Annotated in this window: 16 protein-coding genes; 8 read left to right on the forward strand and 8 right to left on the reverse strand. The window is 62.8% G+C overall.

Annotated features, from left to right (window positions below; all coding sequences use genetic code 11):
• Positions 1-36 precede the first annotated feature (36 nt).
• From QZ994_RS00170 to QZ994_RS00200, 7 genes are all read left to right on the forward strand, one after another.
• Positions 37-1,104 carry a 2Fe-2S iron-sulfur cluster binding domain-containing protein gene (locus tag QZ994_RS00170; RefSeq protein WP_290866574.1) on the forward strand — a complete coding sequence of 356 codons (1,068 nt, stop codon included), beginning with the start codon at positions 37-39 and terminating at the stop codon, positions 1,102-1,104.
• On the forward strand, positions 1,101-1,874 hold the full coding sequence (locus QZ994_RS00175; protein ID WP_290866577.1) for a hypothetical protein: 774 nt from the start codon (positions 1,101-1,103) through the stop codon (positions 1,872-1,874). The genes QZ994_RS00170 and QZ994_RS00175 overlap by 4 nt, the downstream gene beginning before the upstream one ends.
• The gene (locus tag QZ994_RS00180) at positions 1,871-2,485 is read left to right on the forward strand and encodes a cytochrome c oxidase subunit 3 (protein WP_290866580.1); all 615 of its coding nucleotides are present in this window, start codon (positions 1,871-1,873) and stop codon (positions 2,483-2,485) included. The genes QZ994_RS00175 and QZ994_RS00180 overlap by 4 nt, the downstream gene beginning before the upstream one ends.
• A complete protein-coding gene (locus QZ994_RS00185) occupies positions 2,482-2,754 on the forward strand; it encodes a cytochrome C oxidase subunit IV family protein (RefSeq protein ID WP_290866583.1) in 273 nt (90 codons plus the stop codon). Before QZ994_RS00180 ends, QZ994_RS00185 begins: the two co-directional genes overlap by 4 nt.
• Positions 2,755-2,805: 51 nt before the next feature.
• A complete protein-coding gene (locus tag QZ994_RS00190) occupies positions 2,806-3,546 on the forward strand; it encodes a hypothetical protein (RefSeq protein WP_290866585.1) in 741 nt (246 codons plus the stop codon).
• A 94-nt stretch (positions 3,547-3,640) separates the two neighbouring features.
• Positions 3,641-4,435, forward strand: coding sequence for an enoyl-CoA hydratase-related protein (locus QZ994_RS00195; protein WP_290866588.1), 795 nt, complete (start codon positions 3,641-3,643; stop codon positions 4,433-4,435).
• Between the two features lie 26 nt (positions 4,436-4,461).
• A complete protein-coding gene (locus tag QZ994_RS00200) occupies positions 4,462-4,833 on the forward strand; it encodes a DUF2834 domain-containing protein (protein WP_290866590.1) in 372 nt (123 codons plus the stop codon).
• Between the two features lie 68 nt (positions 4,834-4,901).
• On the opposite strand, the gene QZ994_RS00205 is transcribed toward QZ994_RS00200, so the two are convergent.
• From QZ994_RS00205 to QZ994_RS00240, 8 genes are all read right to left on the reverse strand, one after another.
• Positions 4,902-5,810 carry a hypothetical protein gene (locus tag QZ994_RS00205; RefSeq protein WP_290866593.1) on the reverse strand — a complete coding sequence of 303 codons (909 nt, stop codon included), beginning with the start codon at positions 5,808-5,810 and terminating at the stop codon, positions 4,902-4,904.
• 20 nt (positions 5,811-5,830) lie between these two features.
• The gene (locus QZ994_RS00210) at positions 5,831-6,394 is read right to left on the reverse strand and encodes a hypothetical protein (RefSeq protein ID WP_290866595.1); all 564 of its coding nucleotides are present in this window, start codon (positions 6,392-6,394) and stop codon (positions 5,831-5,833) included.
• A 1-nt stretch (position 6,395) separates the two neighbouring features.
• Positions 6,396-7,589 carry a phosphotransferase family protein gene (locus QZ994_RS00215; protein ID WP_290866597.1) on the reverse strand — a complete coding sequence of 398 codons (1,194 nt, stop codon included), beginning with the start codon at positions 7,587-7,589 and terminating at the stop codon, positions 6,396-6,398.
• Between the two features lie 60 nt (positions 7,590-7,649).
• The gene (locus tag QZ994_RS00220) at positions 7,650-8,681 is read right to left on the reverse strand and encodes a DUF1329 domain-containing protein (RefSeq protein ID WP_290866696.1); all 1,032 of its coding nucleotides are present in this window, start codon (positions 8,679-8,681) and stop codon (positions 7,650-7,652) included.
• 242 nt (positions 8,682-8,923) lie between these two features.
• The gene (locus tag QZ994_RS00225; protein ID WP_290866600.1) at positions 8,924-11,338 is read right to left on the reverse strand and encodes an efflux RND transporter permease subunit; all 2,415 of its coding nucleotides are present in this window, start codon (positions 11,336-11,338) and stop codon (positions 8,924-8,926) included.
• A 31-nt stretch (positions 11,339-11,369) separates the two neighbouring features.
• Positions 11,370-12,350 carry a YCF48-related protein gene (locus tag QZ994_RS00230; RefSeq protein WP_290866602.1) on the reverse strand — a complete coding sequence of 327 codons (981 nt, stop codon included), beginning with the start codon at positions 12,348-12,350 and terminating at the stop codon, positions 11,370-11,372.
• Between the two features lie 17 nt (positions 12,351-12,367).
• Positions 12,368-13,723 (reverse strand): DUF1329 domain-containing protein, encoded by a 1,356-nt coding sequence (locus QZ994_RS00235; RefSeq protein ID WP_290866604.1) that lies wholly within the window; start codon positions 13,721-13,723, stop codon positions 12,368-12,370.
• Positions 13,724-13,739: 16 nt separating this feature from the next.
• The gene (locus tag QZ994_RS00240) at positions 13,740-15,551 is read right to left on the reverse strand and encodes a DUF1302 domain-containing protein (protein WP_290866606.1); all 1,812 of its coding nucleotides are present in this window, start codon (positions 15,549-15,551) and stop codon (positions 13,740-13,742) included.
• Between the two features lie 283 nt (positions 15,552-15,834).
• On the opposite strand from QZ994_RS00240, the gene QZ994_RS00245 reads away from it, so the two are divergent.
• Positions 15,835-17,391: a long-chain-fatty-acid--CoA ligase gene (locus tag QZ994_RS00245; protein WP_290866609.1), complete on the forward strand. Its 1,557-nt coding sequence runs from the start codon at positions 15,835-15,837 to the stop codon at positions 17,389-17,391.
• Positions 17,392-17,395 lie beyond the last annotated feature (4 nt).

Raw genomic sequence — 17,395 nt, forward strand, 5'->3', positions numbered from 1 at the left:
ACCCCACCCGTCGCCCACCTTCTGCGAACCCACGCCATGCGCAAGTTTTTCCAATCCTTGCTGGGGCGCCCCTCGGCACCCCAGCGACTCCAGGTGCTGCCCCAAGGTGTCACCGTGGACATCGCCCCAGGGCAGACGCTCCTGGAGGCGGCCCTGACCAACGGCATCGCTTACCCGCACGATTGCACCGTGGGCACCTGTGCCTCGTGCAAATCGCATCTCAAGCAAGGCCGGGTCAGAGAGGCCACGCCCTTTGGCTACACTCTCTCCAAGCTGGAGCTGGACGCGGGCTTCATCCTGGCTTGCCAGGCGTTTCCGCGCGATGAGCTCACCATCATCGAGGTCAGCCCGCAGTCCGCCGACATGCCGCCAGCCGAGCGTTTCGTTGGCACCATCACCTCGACCACGCCCCTCACGCACGACATCGTCAAGGTCTGCGTGCGCACGGACCGCCCCGTTCACTACGTGGCCGGCCAGTACGCCAGCATCACGGCCGAAGGCCTGCCGCGCGCCCGCCACTACTCTTTTGCCGATGCACCGCAGCGCGAAGGGCGCAAGGAGTTGACCTTCTTCATCCGCAAGGTGCCTGGTGGTGGCTTCACCGAAGCCCTGTTCAAGGGCGAGTTGACAGGCCAACCCCTCATCGTGAATGCGCCGCACGGGCACTTTCACCTCAGGCCAGGCAATGCGCCCATGGTCTGCGTTGTGGGCGGCAGTGGCCTGGCGCCATTGCTGAGCGTGCTGGAACATGCCCGCCGCATCCGCATCAAGCGTCCTTGCGTGGTCCTGTTCGGCGCTCGCACACAGGCCGACCTGTACATGGTCGACGCCCTGCAGGCCATTGGCGCCGCATGGCTGGACGCCTTCACTTTTGTGCCGGTGCTGTCGCATGAGCCCGCCGACAGCGACTGGACTGGCGCGCGCGGCATGGTCACCGACCACCTGAGCACCGCCGCATCCGGCATCGACTGGGCCGTGGCCGAAGCCTACATGTGCGGCCCGCCGCCCATGATCGACGCGGCCATCTCTCGCCTGGTCGATGCAGGCATGCCGCTGGCCTCCATCTTCTACGACAAGTTCACTGACGGAAAGGACGCCCCATGAACGCACCACTTCCACAAACAGCACGAGCCCTCATGGCCGAGGCAGCAGCTCAAGTCGATCCCAAAGAGTTTGGCTACTGGCGCTTTTGCGCCTGGATGGGCCCGGTCTTCATGGGTGTCTTCATCGTCTTCTGGGGCATGATGGGGCACAACATCCCCCCCTGGTCGGGCGACGCGCCTGCGGCCGATGTCGCCAACTGGTTCCGCGCCGAGGCCAACACCATCCGGCTGGGCATGGTCGTGGCCATGACCTTCGCGGTCTGCTACGCGGTATGGGGGCTGGCCATTGGCCGCGTCATGGGTCACATCGTGGCCAAGGACAGCATCCTGGTTGACCTTCAGGTCTGGGGCGCCGGCCTGACCGTGGTGCCGGTGCTGGTGTCGACTTCTTTCTGGCTGACCGGCTCCTATCGACCGGACGCGCTGCCAGACAACATCCTGCAAATGCTGTATGACATGGCGTGGCTGCTGATCGACCTGGCCTATGCGGTCACGTCGGTGCAGATGTTTGCCCTGGGTGTCGGCATCTTGAAGGACAAGCGCGCCAACCCGCTGATCCCCAAATGGTTTGCCTGGTATGGCATCTGGGTCGGCTTCATGTTCGTTGCCGAGTGCCTGATGCCCTTCTTCAAGAGCGGCGCTTTTGCCCGCCAAGGTGTGCTGAATTTCTGGATCGAATTCATGATCTGGTTCGTGTGGGTGCCCACTCTGAGCTTCTTTGCACTCAGGGCCATCAACCGCATCGAGCGCGAAAGCAGGATGGCGCCTTGAGCAACGCTCTGCCTGCGGTTGGAACGCCGCGCACCCAGGCCAACGCCAGCGCCCAGGTGCGCACCCTGGTGGGCGACAGCGGCCTTTGGTTCTTCATCGCTGCGGACACCCTGGCCTTTGGCGTGTTCTTTCTGGTCTTCACGATCGGTCGACATGCGCAGCCAGCCTTGTACGAGAGCGCAGCTCGCCACCTCCAGGTTGAACTGGGCCTGCTCAACACCGTGATCTTGCTGAGCAGCGGCGCACTGATGGCACAAGCCGTGCTCGCCGCGCGCCGCCTCGACCGCGCGGCCTTGTGCCGCCACCTCGTTCTGGCCATGCTCGTGGGCAGCGCCTTCGCGGTGAGCAAGGTCTGGGAGTACACCAACAAGATCCAGGCGGGCATCACCCTGCTGACGAACGAGTTCTACATGTACTACTTCGTGTTCACAGGCGTGCATTTCCTCCACTTTGTGGTGGGCATGGTGGCGCTGATGGTGGCCCTGTCCAAGGCACGGCAGGACGCCATGGGCCCGGAATTGACCGGCTGGGTCGAGTCCACAGGCGCCTACTGGCACATGGTGGACCTGCTGTGGATCATGCTCTTTCCCCTCCTCTACCTGCAGCGATGAGCCAAGCCACCCACACCCCTGCCGACGTCACCCGCGTCTGGTTGCTGCTGCTGGCCATCACCGGCCTAACGACTTATCTGGTCGAGTGGGGCTCGGTGAGCCCTGCCGTCACGACGACCGCCGCGTTGTGCGCGGCTTCGTTCAAGGCTCGCCTGGTCATCCTGAACTACATGGAATTGCGCGACGCCCCGCTGGCCTGGCGCTCCATTTTCGAGGCATGGAACATCGCCTGTCTGTGCCTGATCCTCGGTGCCTATTGGTGGCGCTGAGCCCCTGATGCAAGCGCTTGCCCACCACCTCCATTGAATGGGAACCTTTGAATGCCCAACAACACCCCTCTGTCCATCAAGCAGCGCTATGCCCTTTTGCGAACCTGCGCATGGGCTGGCCCCATTTTCCTGGCGGGCTATGTCCTGTCCTGGGGCGTGATGGGGATGAACATTCCGCCCTTGCCTGCCGGCATCGACGTCAATGCCTTGCATGCGCACTACCTTGAGCACAGTTACCGGCTGCGCGGCGCTTTTGTCTTGAGCGTCTTTTTCATTCCCTTCTACTTCGCGTTCAGCAGTGCCGTGTCTCGGGTGATGCAACGCATCGAAGGGGCGGATGGGCCCATGGCCATCGTCGAGCAACTCGGCGGGGCCACGACCACCGTGGTGGGCATGGTGGCTGGCATCTGCTGGCTGACCGCAGCCTACCGCGTGTCCGAGTTCACCCCCGCGCAAGTTCGTGGACTGCATGACTTTGGCTGGCTCTTCTTCGACACAACCTACATGGTGACCGGCTTGCAGATGCTGGCCATGTCCAACGTGTTTCTCCGCGACCCGAGGTCCGAGCCCCTGATCCCGCGGTGGCTGTCGTGGTACGCGATTTTTGTGGTGCTCGCTTTTCTGCCCCTCAGCCTGATGCCCTTTTTCTACGAAGGCGCCTTCACATGGGCTGGCACCTTCTGCTACTGGGTCTCGCTCGGCTCATGGTTTGTCTGGCTGACCTTGCTGAGCTGGTACATGTTTGTCGCCATCAACCGTCTGGAAGAAGAAGAGCGCACCAGCCAGACGTGAGCACGTACACCGTCGCCCAGCTCGCAAGGGTGATGACACCTCCTGCACGCCGCGCCTTCCGCGTTCGCGCATTGACCTCAGAAAGGACAACCGCATGTCTGAAGCATTCACCTCACTGAAGCTCACCCGTGATGCCGGCCTGGCCACGCTCACCATGACCCAGGCCCAACGTGGCAACCCGATTGACGGGACCTTCTGCCGCGAGTTTCGGCAAGCCGCCTTGAGCTTGTGGAACATGCCTGGGCTACGTGCCGTGCTGCTGCGCGCCGAAGGCCCCAACTTCAGCTTTGGCGGCGACATCAAATCCTTCGCGCCGCTACGCGAGAACCTCGGCGCGCCCATTCGCGAGTGGACGGCCGACCTGCATGCTGGCCTGTCTCGCTTCTGGCAGTTGCCAGTGCCGGTCGTGGCCGAGGTCCAAGGGTGGGCCATGGGGGGCGCCGTGGGCCTGCTGGCAGGATGCGACGTGGTGGTGGCCGCACAGTCGGCCAAGCTGGGTTCGGCCTTTGCGCAATTGGGCTTCAGCTGCGACTCGGGCTCCAGCGTGACGCTCAGCGCCCGCATGGGCGCGGCCAGAGCGCGGCGCTTCACCTTGCTGGCCGAGGTGCTCAAGAGCGAAGAGGCCCTGCAGGCCGGCCTGGTGGACAAGGTCGTGGCCGACGAGGAGCTGGCCGATCACTGCCAGATGCTGGCCACCGGCCTGGCCCAAGGCCCCTCGGTGGCCTACGGCGAAATCAAGCGCCTTTTCCTGCGCGTGGGTCAGCAATCCATGGAAGCGCAGCTCGAAGACGAGGCCTTGACCCTGGCTCGCGTGGCGGGCAGCCAGGATGCCCAGGAGGGCATTGCCGCCATGGCCGCACGCCGCAAGCCCAACTTTGTTGGCGCCTGAGCTACCGGGCAGAACGGAGCAACACCATGAAACTGAGCTTGAGGCATGGCTTCTTTCTCGTCGTCGGCATTGCCGCGCTGTTCCTGACCTGGCCTCATGCCTTGGAATGGATGCGGCAGGGCGGCAACATCCTGAACCCCATTCAGTTCTTTGCCGACGCGATCAACGCAGGCGGCACCGCGGCCTTCCTCAGCATCGACATGGCCATCGCCTGGGTGGTGTTCATGGTGTGGGTGGTGATCGATGCCCAGCGCATCGGGATGGGCATCAAATGGGGCTGGTTCTTTGTGGGCCTGTCCTACATCGGTGTGTCGATGGCGTTCCCGATCTACCTGGTCACCCGCGAGCGCTTCATTGACGCCCGCAAGCAGGCCGAGGCCCAGCCGGGGCTCAACTGAATCGACGCTTAACACACCCAACAAAAAGGGCCAGGGTGATTCCCTGGCCCTTTTCACGTCAGGCTGGCTCAGGCCAGACCACCCCAAGGCAACCGGAAACCGCCCTCGCACAAACCATGGCCCCGAGTGCCATCGTCGAGCTGGTAGGCCATGATCTGCTCGCACAGCACAAAGTCGTCCTGCGGGAACAGCCAGCGGAAGACTGGGCGCCCCGTCACCTCCTGGCGCTTGCCGGTTTCATCCTTGAAAGCCCAGTGCAGCGTCTTCACGGTGAAAGGGTCCGCCAACTCGTATTCATTGTGGTCCTCGATGTCCTGCACGCGCAGCCAGCGCTGGCCATCGTGGTACATGCGCAGGTAGCCGCTGCGCCCCTGCGTGTCGATGCCCCGGATGCCGCAGAAGGTGCGGCCGTCCTCGAAGACGGGCCAGGCCAGTCGGTAATGCTTCAAGGACGCCCAGTTGCGCACACCGGCGGCCACATCGCGGAAGCCATGGGCATCGATCTCGATGCGACGGCCCCGCACGGTCATGTGGCCGCGCACCTTGCAAGGCCCTTCCAGGTGCACATGGGCAATGTCATCCGAAAAATTGCCGCTCTCGCCCGAGCTCATGGCGATGCTGTCCGCCAAGGTGTGCAAGGTCTCCCAGACCAGGTCCAGAGAGAACTCGCCCTCGTCAAACCGGATGCGGCACTTCTTCAGGGGCTCGATCACCTCCACATGCATGCCGGCGATGTGCATGCCGCCTGCAGGCCGCTCCTTGATGTAGGGCAGTTGCAGATTGGTTCGCGTGAAGATGGGCAGGCCATCCTGAAAGGCAATCAGCCAGCTGTTCGATTGCTGGGCATATTCCAGCAGGCCAATGCGGATCAGGCAACCTGCATTGGTTTGAGGGTCATAGGCATTGAAGTAATAGCTCTGGTTCCATTGGGCTTCGCCTTGGCCCGCCACATGGGCTTCAAATTTCTCGTGGTTCATGTTTGCTTCCTGTGCAGGCGTCATCGCGCCTCGGTGGATGTCGATGGGTCAAAAACGGCGGCCAGCAACGTGCCGATGTCGGGCAGGTCCTCCGGCCTGGCTTCCCAGCCCTGCGCGACCAGCCAGGCGCGCTCACGCAGCAACTGGGCCCGGCTGGTGTCGAGCACAATGCGCTCCAGCGCGGTGGGGATTTCTGCCTTCGCATAAGCCTCCTGCAGGAAGCTGCCACTGACGGCGCGCAACTGCCGCACGGCTTCCAGCACCTCCTGGGGCTCGGCCATCGCACGGGCCCGCACCTGGCTGGCCAGCGCCACACCTTGCTTGAGCGCCGCGGCGCTGGCCTCGCTGGCCGCGTCACCATCGGCCAGAGCAAGCAGTTGTTGGCCCATGTCCAGCAGGCGGGTCAACTCGTCACAGTCGTAGCGGTACTGCAGGGGCAGCTGCTTGCTCATCAACTGCAGCAGACCCATGCACAAGCGGGCCTGCTCTTGCGCCAGCTGATTCTGGTCGTCAATGGCGGGCAGGATCACATCGCTCATGGCCTTGAGGATGCTGCGGATCTGGATGTCGGGGCGCATCTGCATGTCAGGCTCCTTGTTCAATCAGGTTTTGCATGTCGGCCATCAACATGGCGCTGATACCCATGAGCCAGGTCACCAGCACGTCCTGGTGCGTTTTGCCATTTCGTGCAATGCGGTAGCCCGTGCCCAAGGTCAAGGTCACCATCGAATACGCGTTGTAGACCTTGTACCAATGCAGCGCCTTGGGGTTCACCGTCAGACCGCTGGCTTGTTGGTAGGCATCGAAGAAGGCGCCCTCAGGCATCAGGCCGCACACCAGGAACTGCCCCTTGTCATCGTTGCTGCCGAAGGCGGGGCTGGTCGTCCAGGCCAGATCCTGGTGGGGGTCACCGATGCGGCCCAGCTCCCAATCCAGCCAGGCAGATATCCGGCAATCGGCCTCGGTGAACAGGAAGTTGCCCACACGGTAGTCGGAATGCACCACGCAGGGCTTGTCCAGCACCGGCATGTGTCGTCGCAGCCATGCCGAGACCAGCCGCATCAAAGGCACGTCCTCATCGGCGTCTTCTTCCCAGACGCGCTCCCAGTTGTTGACGCCCCACAAGGCGCATTGCGTGCCCGGCTCGGGTACGTCGAAGGCCGACAGGTCTGCCTGCCGGTGGTCCATGCGGTGGATCAGGGCCAGATGCTCGACAAACTGCGGGGCCAGCTTGTGGCGAACGGCGTCGGGCAGCCTGGTCTGCAAGCCACTGACCCCGCTGGTGGTCTGGCTGGGCTTGGTCACCCCCTCGGCAAAGCCGTAGACCAGTGCCGGGTAGGGCAGAAACTCTCCGTGGGCGTCGCACCAGAAGACCGGAGGCACCGGCACGACGGCCTGCGCCGCCCGAATCAGCTGGTACTCGCGCAGGCGGCTGGTCTCGACGATGGACTCGGAAGGCTCCATGCGCAAGACCATGCGCGTCAGCTGGTGGCCAACACCCGGTTGCGTCCAATCCAGCACGAAGGACATCTGCAATTTGGACGCACCGCCAGACAGCCAGCGTGCTTCTGTGATCTCGAAGGCGCCTTTGTGATGGGCGGCGATCAGCGCCTTCACGCCATCGACCAGGGTGTGCAGGGCCAATGGCGCAAAGCCGGGGCCGGCGCGACGCTCCAGGCGCCTGGTGAGGATGCGGTCGATTTCCCGCTCGGTCGGGTAGCGCTGACGCATGGCAGCGATCCACGCTGCGGAAGGTTTGTCTCGGTCTATGACTTGCATGGGCATTCCTTGTTGGGCAAGGCCGTTCGACAGGTGCATGCCACCAAAGGTGGTCTGCGCTCAGTGGCCTGCGCGCCGCAAGGCGTCAGGCTGAAAATCCTGGGTGCGCCCTGCCTGACCAAATTGCCAGGGGGCGCTGTAGCCGTTGTCCAGCCCCGTGAGCACATAGCTCTTGTTGCTGAAATCGAACCACCACTCGAATCGGTAAGCAGGTACGGGCACCGTGTAGACCTGCATCAGACCGTGTACGCCCGCCCGCCACAGCTGGCCCTTGGCGTCATAGGCCTCGCTGAGCAACACGGCCCAGCTGTCCTCGTCGAGATAGAAAACGCGGCGCGCGTAGACATGGGTCTGCCCGGCCTTGAGGGTGGCCTCGACCTGCCACACCCGATGCAGCTCGAAGCGCATCAACTCCGGGGCAGGTGATCCTGGCAAGGCGATGCGTGTGTACGGGATGCGCTTGTCCGCGATGCGGTAGTTGTTGTAGGGCACGTAAAGCTCACGCTTGCCCACCAGCGTCCAGTCGTAGCGATCAGGTCGGCCGTTGTAGCCATCGTATTGGTCGACGATGGCCAGGCCGTCCGCGGCGTTCTGCGCGCTGTCATAGGCCAGGTCGGGTGCCCGCCGAACACGCCGCTGACCGGCGTTGTAAACCCAGGCACGGCGCTCGGCCTGTGTCCTGGGGTCTGGCTCGTGCACGAGGTAGATCGTGCCCACCAGATCGGCCGGGCTCAGGAAGTGCAGCCTGGACACGAACAACCGATCGGGCTGATGCTCGTCGAGCAACGCCTCATAGACCTTGTCTTCATGGACCCCAATTTGCTGGGCGTGGCCATTGGCTCGCACAACAAAGGTGTCCACGTCGCGCCTGACGCCCCCGCCCTGGTCACGCAGCAGGTGGTTGGTGATGGCCTCCAGCCCATTGCGTGGCGTCACAAAGGGCACTGCCGCGGCATTGGCCCGGAAAGCTGCCGTCCGGTGGCTGGCATACACATGCATGCGAAAGGCCGGCGCCTGCTTGAGCAAGGCCAGCAAGCCAGGGCTCAGACAGGGCTGATGGGTGGGCGAGGCGGCACTTGCCGCGTCGATCACGTGCAAGGGCTTCTCGTCAGGGAAAGGGTCGACCAGGCCCTGCCCCGCCAGCCATCCCGGTGGAGGCTGAGACAGCCCACCGCGCCACGGCGGAATGCTGCCCTGGGCGTTACCCGCGAGCTCGGCGCCCACTGACGTCAGCCCGACGGGCGCCCCCTGCGCAGACATAACCCACACAAGGCTCAGCCTGACAGCGCACCCAAGGGCCCCTGTCATCCCGAGTCGGTACGCCGTCATGTCACTCAGCCCTTGGCGGGCAGGCGATCCGGCACGATCCAGGCAGCCAGACCGGGCAAGAGGAAGATCGCACCAAACACGTTGACCAGGAACATGAAGGCCAGCAACACGCCCATGTCGGCCTGGAACTTCAGCGTGGAGAATGTCCAGGTGATCACCGAGATGGTCATCATCGCAGCCGTGAAGATGGATGCCGTGCCGCGCTGCTTGAGCGAGGCCACGAAGGCGTCGCGCAGGTTCATGCCGCTGTGGGCCATCTCGTGGCGCATGCGCTCGAACAGGTAGATGCCGTAGTCGACCCCCACGCCGACGCTGATGGCGATCACCGGCAAGGTGTTCACTTTCACGCCGATGGACAGCATGGCCATGATGGCGTTGCAAAGCAGCGTGACTAGCGCCAAAGGCAGGATCACACACAAGGTGATCCGAACCGAGCGGAAGGTCACCAGGCACAACAGGCTCACCGCGGCGAACAGGGTCAGGTTGACCCACTTGTCGGACTGTTCGACCACCTCATTGGTCGCCGCCATCACGCCGATGTTGCCCGAGGCCAGACGGAAGGTGATGCCCTGGCCATCGTGTGTCTTCTTGAAGGCCTGGACCTTGTCGACGATGCGGCGAATCGTGGTGGCCTGGTGGTCGATCGGGAAGACCGAAATGGGGATGGCGTTGCACTGGGTGTTGCGGAACTCATTGCCCAGCCGCGATGCAAACCCGGTGGCCTGCGCGATTTGCTCGCGCGTTTCCGGCAGCACGCGCCACTTCACCCAGCCTTCTGAAAAGTCCTGCGTGACCTTGCCAATGAACGAGGCCATGCCGCGCACCGCGGCCACGCCTTCGGTCTGACGCATGTCGGACTCGAAGGCCTCGACCTTGGCCAGCACCTCTCGGTTCAGACAAGGCGAGGCGTCCCCTTCCAGTTCGGCAATCACCTGCAGCACGTCCAGGCCAATGGCGAAGTGGCTGGTCACCACCTGGACATCCTGGTTGTAGCGGGTGTCGGCGCGCAACTCAGGCACGCCCGTACCCAGGTCGCCAATCTTGAGGTCACGCACCTCGTACAGACCGAATGCCGTCAGCGCCACGCTCAAGGACAGGGGTAGCATGGCACCGCGGCGCGTGGCCAGAAAGCCCAGACGCTCCCAGAACCAGTCACCTGCCGTTTCCTTGCCCTCGAGCTTCTTGGCCCTGGATGGCGACAGCTTCATGTAGGACAGCAAGATGGGCAAGAGCACCTTGTTGGTGGCGATCATCACCGTCACGCCGATGGTGGCCGTGAGTGCCAGCTCGCGCACGATCTCGATGTCCACGATCGCGATCACGATGAAACCCACCGCATTGGCCAGCAAGGCGGTGGCGCCGGGTATGAACAGGTTCACGAAGCAATTGCGCGACGCCGTGATGCCATCCTGGCCCGCCAGTGTCTCCAGCTTCCAGGCATTGGTCATCTGCACCGCGTGCGACACGCCGATGGCAAAGATCAGGAAAGGCACCAGGATGGACATCGGGTCCAGGCCCATGCCCAACAGCGGGAGGATGCCCATCAGCCAGACCACGGGAATGGCCGCAGCGAGCAGCACCCAATAGGTCAGCATGGCCGAACCCGAATACCAGTAAAGCATCACCGCCGTGACCACAAAGGCCAGGGCAAAGAACTTGATCACACCACTGGCGCCCTGCGCGATGTCGGCACTGGACTTGGCAAAGCCCACGATGTGCACGGACATCTTGCTGTTCTCGTACCGGGACCGGATGTCTTCGAGCTGGGCACCGACCTGCCGGAGGTCCAGACGCTCGCCGGTCTCGGGGTCGCGGTCCTGCAAGGTGGCCGACACGATGGTGGCCGAGCCATCATTCGACACGATGCGCCCCCCCCAATCGGACTTGGCCAGGTTCTGCCGGATGGCCGACAGCTGATCGGGCGCCCCCTTGAAGTCTGCCGACACGATGGGCCCGCCCTTGAAGCCCTCTTCCACCACCTCGTTCCAGCGCACATTCGGCGTGACCAGCGAGGTCAACGAACTGCGCTCGATGCCCTTGATGTAGAAGAGCTCGTCGGTGATCTTGCGCACCGCATCGATGCCATCCTTGGAGAACACATCCCCCTGGCGAACCTTGACCGCGATCAGCACCTTGTCCGCACCACCAAAGTCGCTCTGGTACTTGGTGAAGGTCTGCATGAACTCATGGTGCAGCGGGATCATCTTGGTGAACCCAGCCGTCACATGCAGCCGCGTGGCGGACAAGCCCAGCAGCACGGTCACCAGAATGCCCAGTGTCAGCCACAGCTTGCGCATGCGAAAGATGCCGTCGGCCACGCGAGCGATCAGGCGCTCGGAAGGGGCGACCACAGGGTCTGGCTGCACGGCCGATCCTGGCGTAACGGACTCGATCGTGTCCTCGTCGGGGATGGAAAGCATGGTGGTTTTCAACTTCAACTTTCGATGTCAATCAGGGCTTGCTGACTGGTGCGGGGCGCGTGGCAGCACGGTCCTGGCGCCCTGCCACCAGATAGCCCACATAGACCAGGGCACCGTCTCTGGCAAAGCTGGCCTGGGCGAGCGGCAAACGAACAGGCACATTGCTGGACGAAAAATTGCGGCCGTTGTCGGCACTGACGGCCATCACGCCATCGTTGCCAACCAGCACCACTTGGCCATTGGGACCGATGGCGCCGCCGTTGATGGCCACCACGGCGGGAAAGCTCACCTTGCTCCAGGTCTTCCCCTCGTCGCTGGATCGGAACACATTGCCACGCATGCCGTACACCAGCCAGGCACCGTCAGACAGCGCCAGGGCGCCGAAGAGCGAGCCCTCATAGGGCGAGCTGAGCGCCGCCCACGTGCTGCCGCCATCACTGGAGACGGCCAAGGTGCCGGACTCGCCCACCAGCAGCAACTTGCCGCCAGCTTCGATCACCTTGGAGATGTGCCGATCGAACTCGGGCGAAATGGTGGGCTGGCGCACCCAGGTCAAGCCTCGGTCCGACGACACCAGATAGAGCCCGAATGAGCCGTAGGCCACAAAGCGCCCATCGTGGAGTGCCGTGACACCCAGGATGGAGTCGGTTCCGGCATCCTTGACGGCGACCTTCGCCCAGCTCTGTCCGCCATCGGCCGATCGCAGCAAGGAACCGCCATGGCCCACCGCCAGACCGACCTCACCCTGGAAGGCCAGTGCCGTCAGCGTGCGATCGGTCAAGGCCTGGCCCATCTGCCAGGTGCGGCCCTGGTCGAGCGAGGTCACGATGGCCCCCCGCTCGCCCACGGCCACGAGCCTGCCCGCCACGGCTTGGACGTCAAACAGCGCCAACCTGGTCACGTCTACCGACGCGGCGACCGGCCCCGACACGGAGTGACCGAGCTGATGCCAGCCCCCCAACCCCAGGGCCGAGGCCAGGACCATCGCCTTCATGTACTTGGGCATGTGCATCGTGTGCTCCGCGGCGTTCAGCGCACGCCCTTGCGACGGATGGCGTCCACCTGGAAGTCGGACCACTTCTTGGGCTCGTTCCAGACCGTGGCTTCCTTGCGTTCGTTGGTCAGGCCTTCGACGATGTAGCTGCCACTGATCAGGTCATGCTGGATCCACGGGGCCTGGAACATCACGTTCGCGTCGTAGGCTTGAACCAGCGACAAGACATGGGTGCGCCACAGGTTGCCGCGGCTGTCGTAGTGGTCGGCCAAGGCGATGGTGTTGCTGTCTTCGTCGATGAAGAAGGTTCGCTTGGCATAGACATGCGACATGCCGGTCTTCAAGGTGGCCTGAACCTCCCACACGCGGTGCAGCTCGTAGCGCAGCAGATCAGACTTGAGCGAGCCCTTGTCGATCATGTCCTTGTACTTGAGGCTCTTGTCATTGGCCTTGTAGGCGTTGTAGGGGATGTACATCTCCCGCTTGCCTGCCAGCTTCCATTCGTAGCGGTCCAGTGCGCCATTGAAGCCCCAGTAGTCGTCTGCGGTGCGCATCCCCTCGTCGCCATCCGAGGCCGCGTCGTAAGCCAGATCGGGCGCCCGGCGCACACGGCGCTGGCCAGCGTTGTAGATCCAGGCCTGGCGCCCTGCAACCGAATAGTCCACCGGATCGTGCACAAGGTAGATGGTGCCAACCAGCGTCGCTGGTGCGTCATAAGCGCCATAGAAGGAGAACACATGGTTGGGTTGGCGCTGATCGAAGTTCTGCCCCTGCACCATGTCTTCGCAAAAGCCCACGCGGTAGTAATCGCCGTTGGGACGCACCGGCAGCCAGTCCGCGCAACGGTTGTAGCTGCCGAAGAAGTGCGTCAGGTGGTTGTACATGGCCTCCACCCCATTGCTGGGCACGGGAAATGGGGTGCCAGGCATCGTGTAGTTCTGCAGGGTCAGCCCTTTGAGCATCACCTTGCCGACCATGGCCTTGGTCGCGTCGTACACCGATTGCGGGTTGGCAAAGGTGCGGTGCGTGCGGTAGACCGGCATCGACAGATGGGGGTATTTCTTCAGCAAGGCCTGCATGCCCGGGGAGACCTTGTCCTTGTACTTTTCAAGGTTCTGACCGGTGATCTGGAACAAGGGCTTTTCACCAGCGAAGGGATCGACATACGCCCCACCGGCCTTGTAGCCAGCGGGTGGCTTGGTCAGCCCGCCTGTCCATTCCGGGATGCTGCCGTCCTTGTTGCCTGCTCGCTCTGCGCCGCTGGGCGTCAGGTCCTTGCCCAGTCGGTCTGCATCCACAGCGGCGTGTGCCAGGGACATCAAGGACGAGACACACAGGCCCAGAATGGCCGCGCGCTTGCTCGGTGCGAATGTGGGTTGCTTGGTATTCATGTGGATACTCCGTCGATCAGAAGCTCACGCCAAGCGTCGCGGCAAAGTAATCGCGGTCGCGGTAGGCGTCGTAGGTGGCGTGGTGGTTGTAGGTCACGTAGTTGAGGTCCAGGGTGTACTTCTTGGCGTACTCGAAGCGGCTGCCCAGGCCGATGGCGCGGCGCCCCTGGAGGAACTGGCTGTCCACCGAATAGCCGTAGACGTCTTGCGACAGGAAGATGCTGGGCACCACCGTCACACCGGTATCCAGGACGTTGTTGTAGGTCAGGTCGAACTTGGCGCGCAGCCCCCAGGAGAAGGGTGTGACGTAGCCATCGTTCTTGCAGCCGGCCGAGGAAATGTTCAAGGTCCCACAGGTGCTGCCGCCATAGCTGGCACTTGAGCCAGGCCCGAAAATGAAGGCCCGAGTGCCGTAGCGCACCGCTGTGGGGTCCTTCTTGTAGTTGGGAAGGTCATTCCACTGGAACCCCGCCTCTGCGATCAGGACGTACTGCCCGGCACCCAGCAGGTTGCTGCCGGCCTTCACTCCATTGAGTTGGAACTGGGTCTTGTTGGTGCGCCCGTAGCCCAGGAGCAGGCCATTGCCCGCTCTGGCAGTGGCCGCTGCCGATGCGTAGGGGCCGATGCCTGCCAGGCTCGCATACAGCAAGTCGTTGCCATCCACCTGGGCCGGCACGCCGCGTTGGGTGCTCAACTCCGCGCCCACAGAGATGCCCGCCAGGTTGGTGGCAGCGCTGATGCCGTACATCTTGATGTCGTTGGCGTAGTCCCAAGACACGGCGAAGGGACTGACCGTTCCGGGAAAGGTGCCGAAGTGCGAACTCAGATTCGGTGTTCGCGAGTTCAGGCGCTGTGCATACAGGCCAAACTCGGTGTCCAGGGCTTCAGAGTTGAAGCGGTAGGCCAGACCGTACTGGCCAGCATCACGCCCTTCCTTGCCATCGATGGTTGGCACGTACGCGCCTGCGGCGTAGCCCTGCGCGTTGCTGGTGCCGGGCGCAATGGTCACGGCCGTGCTGCAGGAGTTTTGTGAGGCTGAAATGGAAGCGGCTGCCGCAGCCCAGTAGTTGCCACAAGCCCCTTCAATCGGCGTGGGCTTCCATTGCAGTTGGTAAAAGGCTTCCAGCGAGCCATGGCTGCCCAGGCTCTGGTTGGCGAAGATCAGCGGCACCGGCAGGAAAACCTCCTTGAGTTGCACACCCGGCTTGCGGAAGGACGGCAGGTCGATCGGCGACACCTGGTTGATACCCTGAATGAACAGGCTCTCGCCCCAGTTCACCACCTGATTGCCCAGACGCACCTGCAAGGGCTGGCCAGCGAGTTCGAAGGTGTCGTACACATAGGCGTCCAGCAGATAGATGCCCTGGAACTTGCTGAGCGGCTCGAAGCCCTTGTCGCTCAGCGGGTCGCGGGATGAGTAGCCATTGTTCTGGCTGCCGAAACGCACGTTCTGGTTGTTGAGCGTGTAGTCGTACCAGGCCTTGGCCCGCAGCATGGCGCCCAAGTCGCCCTTGTGCACAGCCACTTCGGAAATCAGCTTGAGCTGCGTTGAAAACGCGTCGCCCTTGTTGTAATTGAGGTTGCCTTCATCAATGGTGTTGTTGCCTGTCCCGTTGGTTTTGCCCACGGTGGCACCGTCAATCTGACCATAGAGACGGCTGTCCGCATCGCGCGCCCGTATCGCTGTACCCAGCGACAAGGAAGAGGTCCAGCTCCCCGCCCACCCCTCGCCAAACTCGAAATCCGCTGCCTGGGCCGATGCGGCCAACCCGGCACAAAGCAGCAGGACAGCCTGCCTCGTCAATCGGAACTTGAACTGACTCCTCATATCGCCTCCTGGTCGTCTCCGACTCAAAATTGTTGCCACCTCATGGACACATGTTTTTCGTACGCATGCATATGATTCACATGGTCATGTTGTCATCTATTCAACAATTCATGCTCAGTAGGAACCCGAAGGTTGGAGGTCCTGATGCAAGACAAAGGGCAAACCCCAATGCAGAAGCGCATCAGGGCGCTTGCCTTGACTTGGTAACGTAGCGTACGATCTTTGCCGAAGCATTCACTGGCTGCGTGGTCGCCGGTGCCACCCCATTCGAGAGGCAATCAACATGTGGCTCCATGCCAGCATTCAGTACTTACCTGATGTCATCCGGTATCACGCCAGGCAGGCGCCGGACAAGGTCGCGCTCATTGACCAGCGCAAGACGTACAGCTACCGGGAGATGGACCTTCGGAGCAACCAGGTTGCGAACGGCCTCATCCAGGCCAATGCCAGACCCGGAGACGTCATCGGCTTCCTGGGCAAGAACTCCCTTGCCGTGTTCGAATCGCTCTTTGGCGCCGGCAAGGCTGGATGCACGTTCCTGCCACTGAACTGGCGCCTCACCCCCGCCGAGCTGGCACAGGTGATCGACGATGCCCAGCCGCTGATCATCTTTGCCGAACACGAATGTCTGGCCCAGCTGGAAGCCGCGTGCAAGATCAGCCAGCGAAGCGTCCGCATCGAGCCGTTTGATGTGGCAGCCGGCCTGACCAGTTTCTGCAGTGGACAAGGCGACATCGATCCAGGGGTCGAGGTGAGCCCTCGCGACGTGGCGCTGCTGATCTACACATCCGGCACCACGGGCAAGCCCAAAGGCGTGGAGCTGACACACCAAAGCATCAGCCACATGCGGCTTTGCGAGCACCTGGAACCCAGCTATCAATGGCTTGCGTCGGACATCCTGGTCATGGCCATGCCGAACTTCCATCTGCTGGGACTGTCGGTACCCATACAGGCCCTTTACAGCCAGGCCACGGTGACCTTGATGCCGGCACTGGACGTCGGCAAACTCCTGCAGATGATCGCGCAGGATCGCCCGACCATGCTCGTTCTGGCGCCTACGGCCATCCAGATGCTGCTGGACCACCCGGACGCCAAGACCACAGACTTTTCGTCCATACGTCAGGTGATCTATGCCGGTTCGGCCATCACGGCCCACTTGCTCAAGCGCGCCATCAAGGAAATGCAATGCGAATTCATGCAGTTCTATGGCGCGACCGAGAGCGGTGGGGCCATCACCATCCTGCGGCCCGATCAGCATGACCTGGTCCACGAAGAGAAGCTCAAGTCCTGCGGCACGCCTCTGCCGCTGACCGAGGTCAGCATCGTGGATGCCAACGGCCAGCCCTGCCCGGATGGCGAAATCGGTGAACTGCTGGTGCGCACACCAGCGAACTTTCGCGGCTACCGAAACCAGCCGGAAGCCACCGCTGCTGCGCTGCACGATGGCTGGTATCGCACCGGAGACGCAGGCTACCGTGCCAGTGACGGCCTGCTCTATCTGGTCGACCGCGTCAAGGACATGATCGTCACGGGCGGCGAGAACGTCTACTCCACAGAAGTCGAGCAGGCTTTGGCCAAGCACCCGGCCGTGGCCATGTCTGCGGTCGTCGGGCTGCCGGACGCGCACTGGGGCGAGATGGTCTCGGCCGTCGTGGTCCTGAAAGCAGGACACCAGGCCAGTGAAGAAGAACTGGTCAAGCACTGCCGCCAGCTGATCGCCGGCTACAAGGTGCCCAAGCGCATTTGCTTCGACAACGCTTTGCCGACCAGCCCGGCCGGCAAGGTTCTCAAGCGCTTGCTGCGCGACACCTTGCAGAGCAAATTGCAATCTGCAGCCTGAGCAC

It is taken from the genome of Aquabacterium sp., from assembly GCF_021768455.1.
Lineage (GTDB): Bacteria > Pseudomonadota > Gammaproteobacteria > Burkholderiales > Burkholderiaceae_C > Aquabacterium.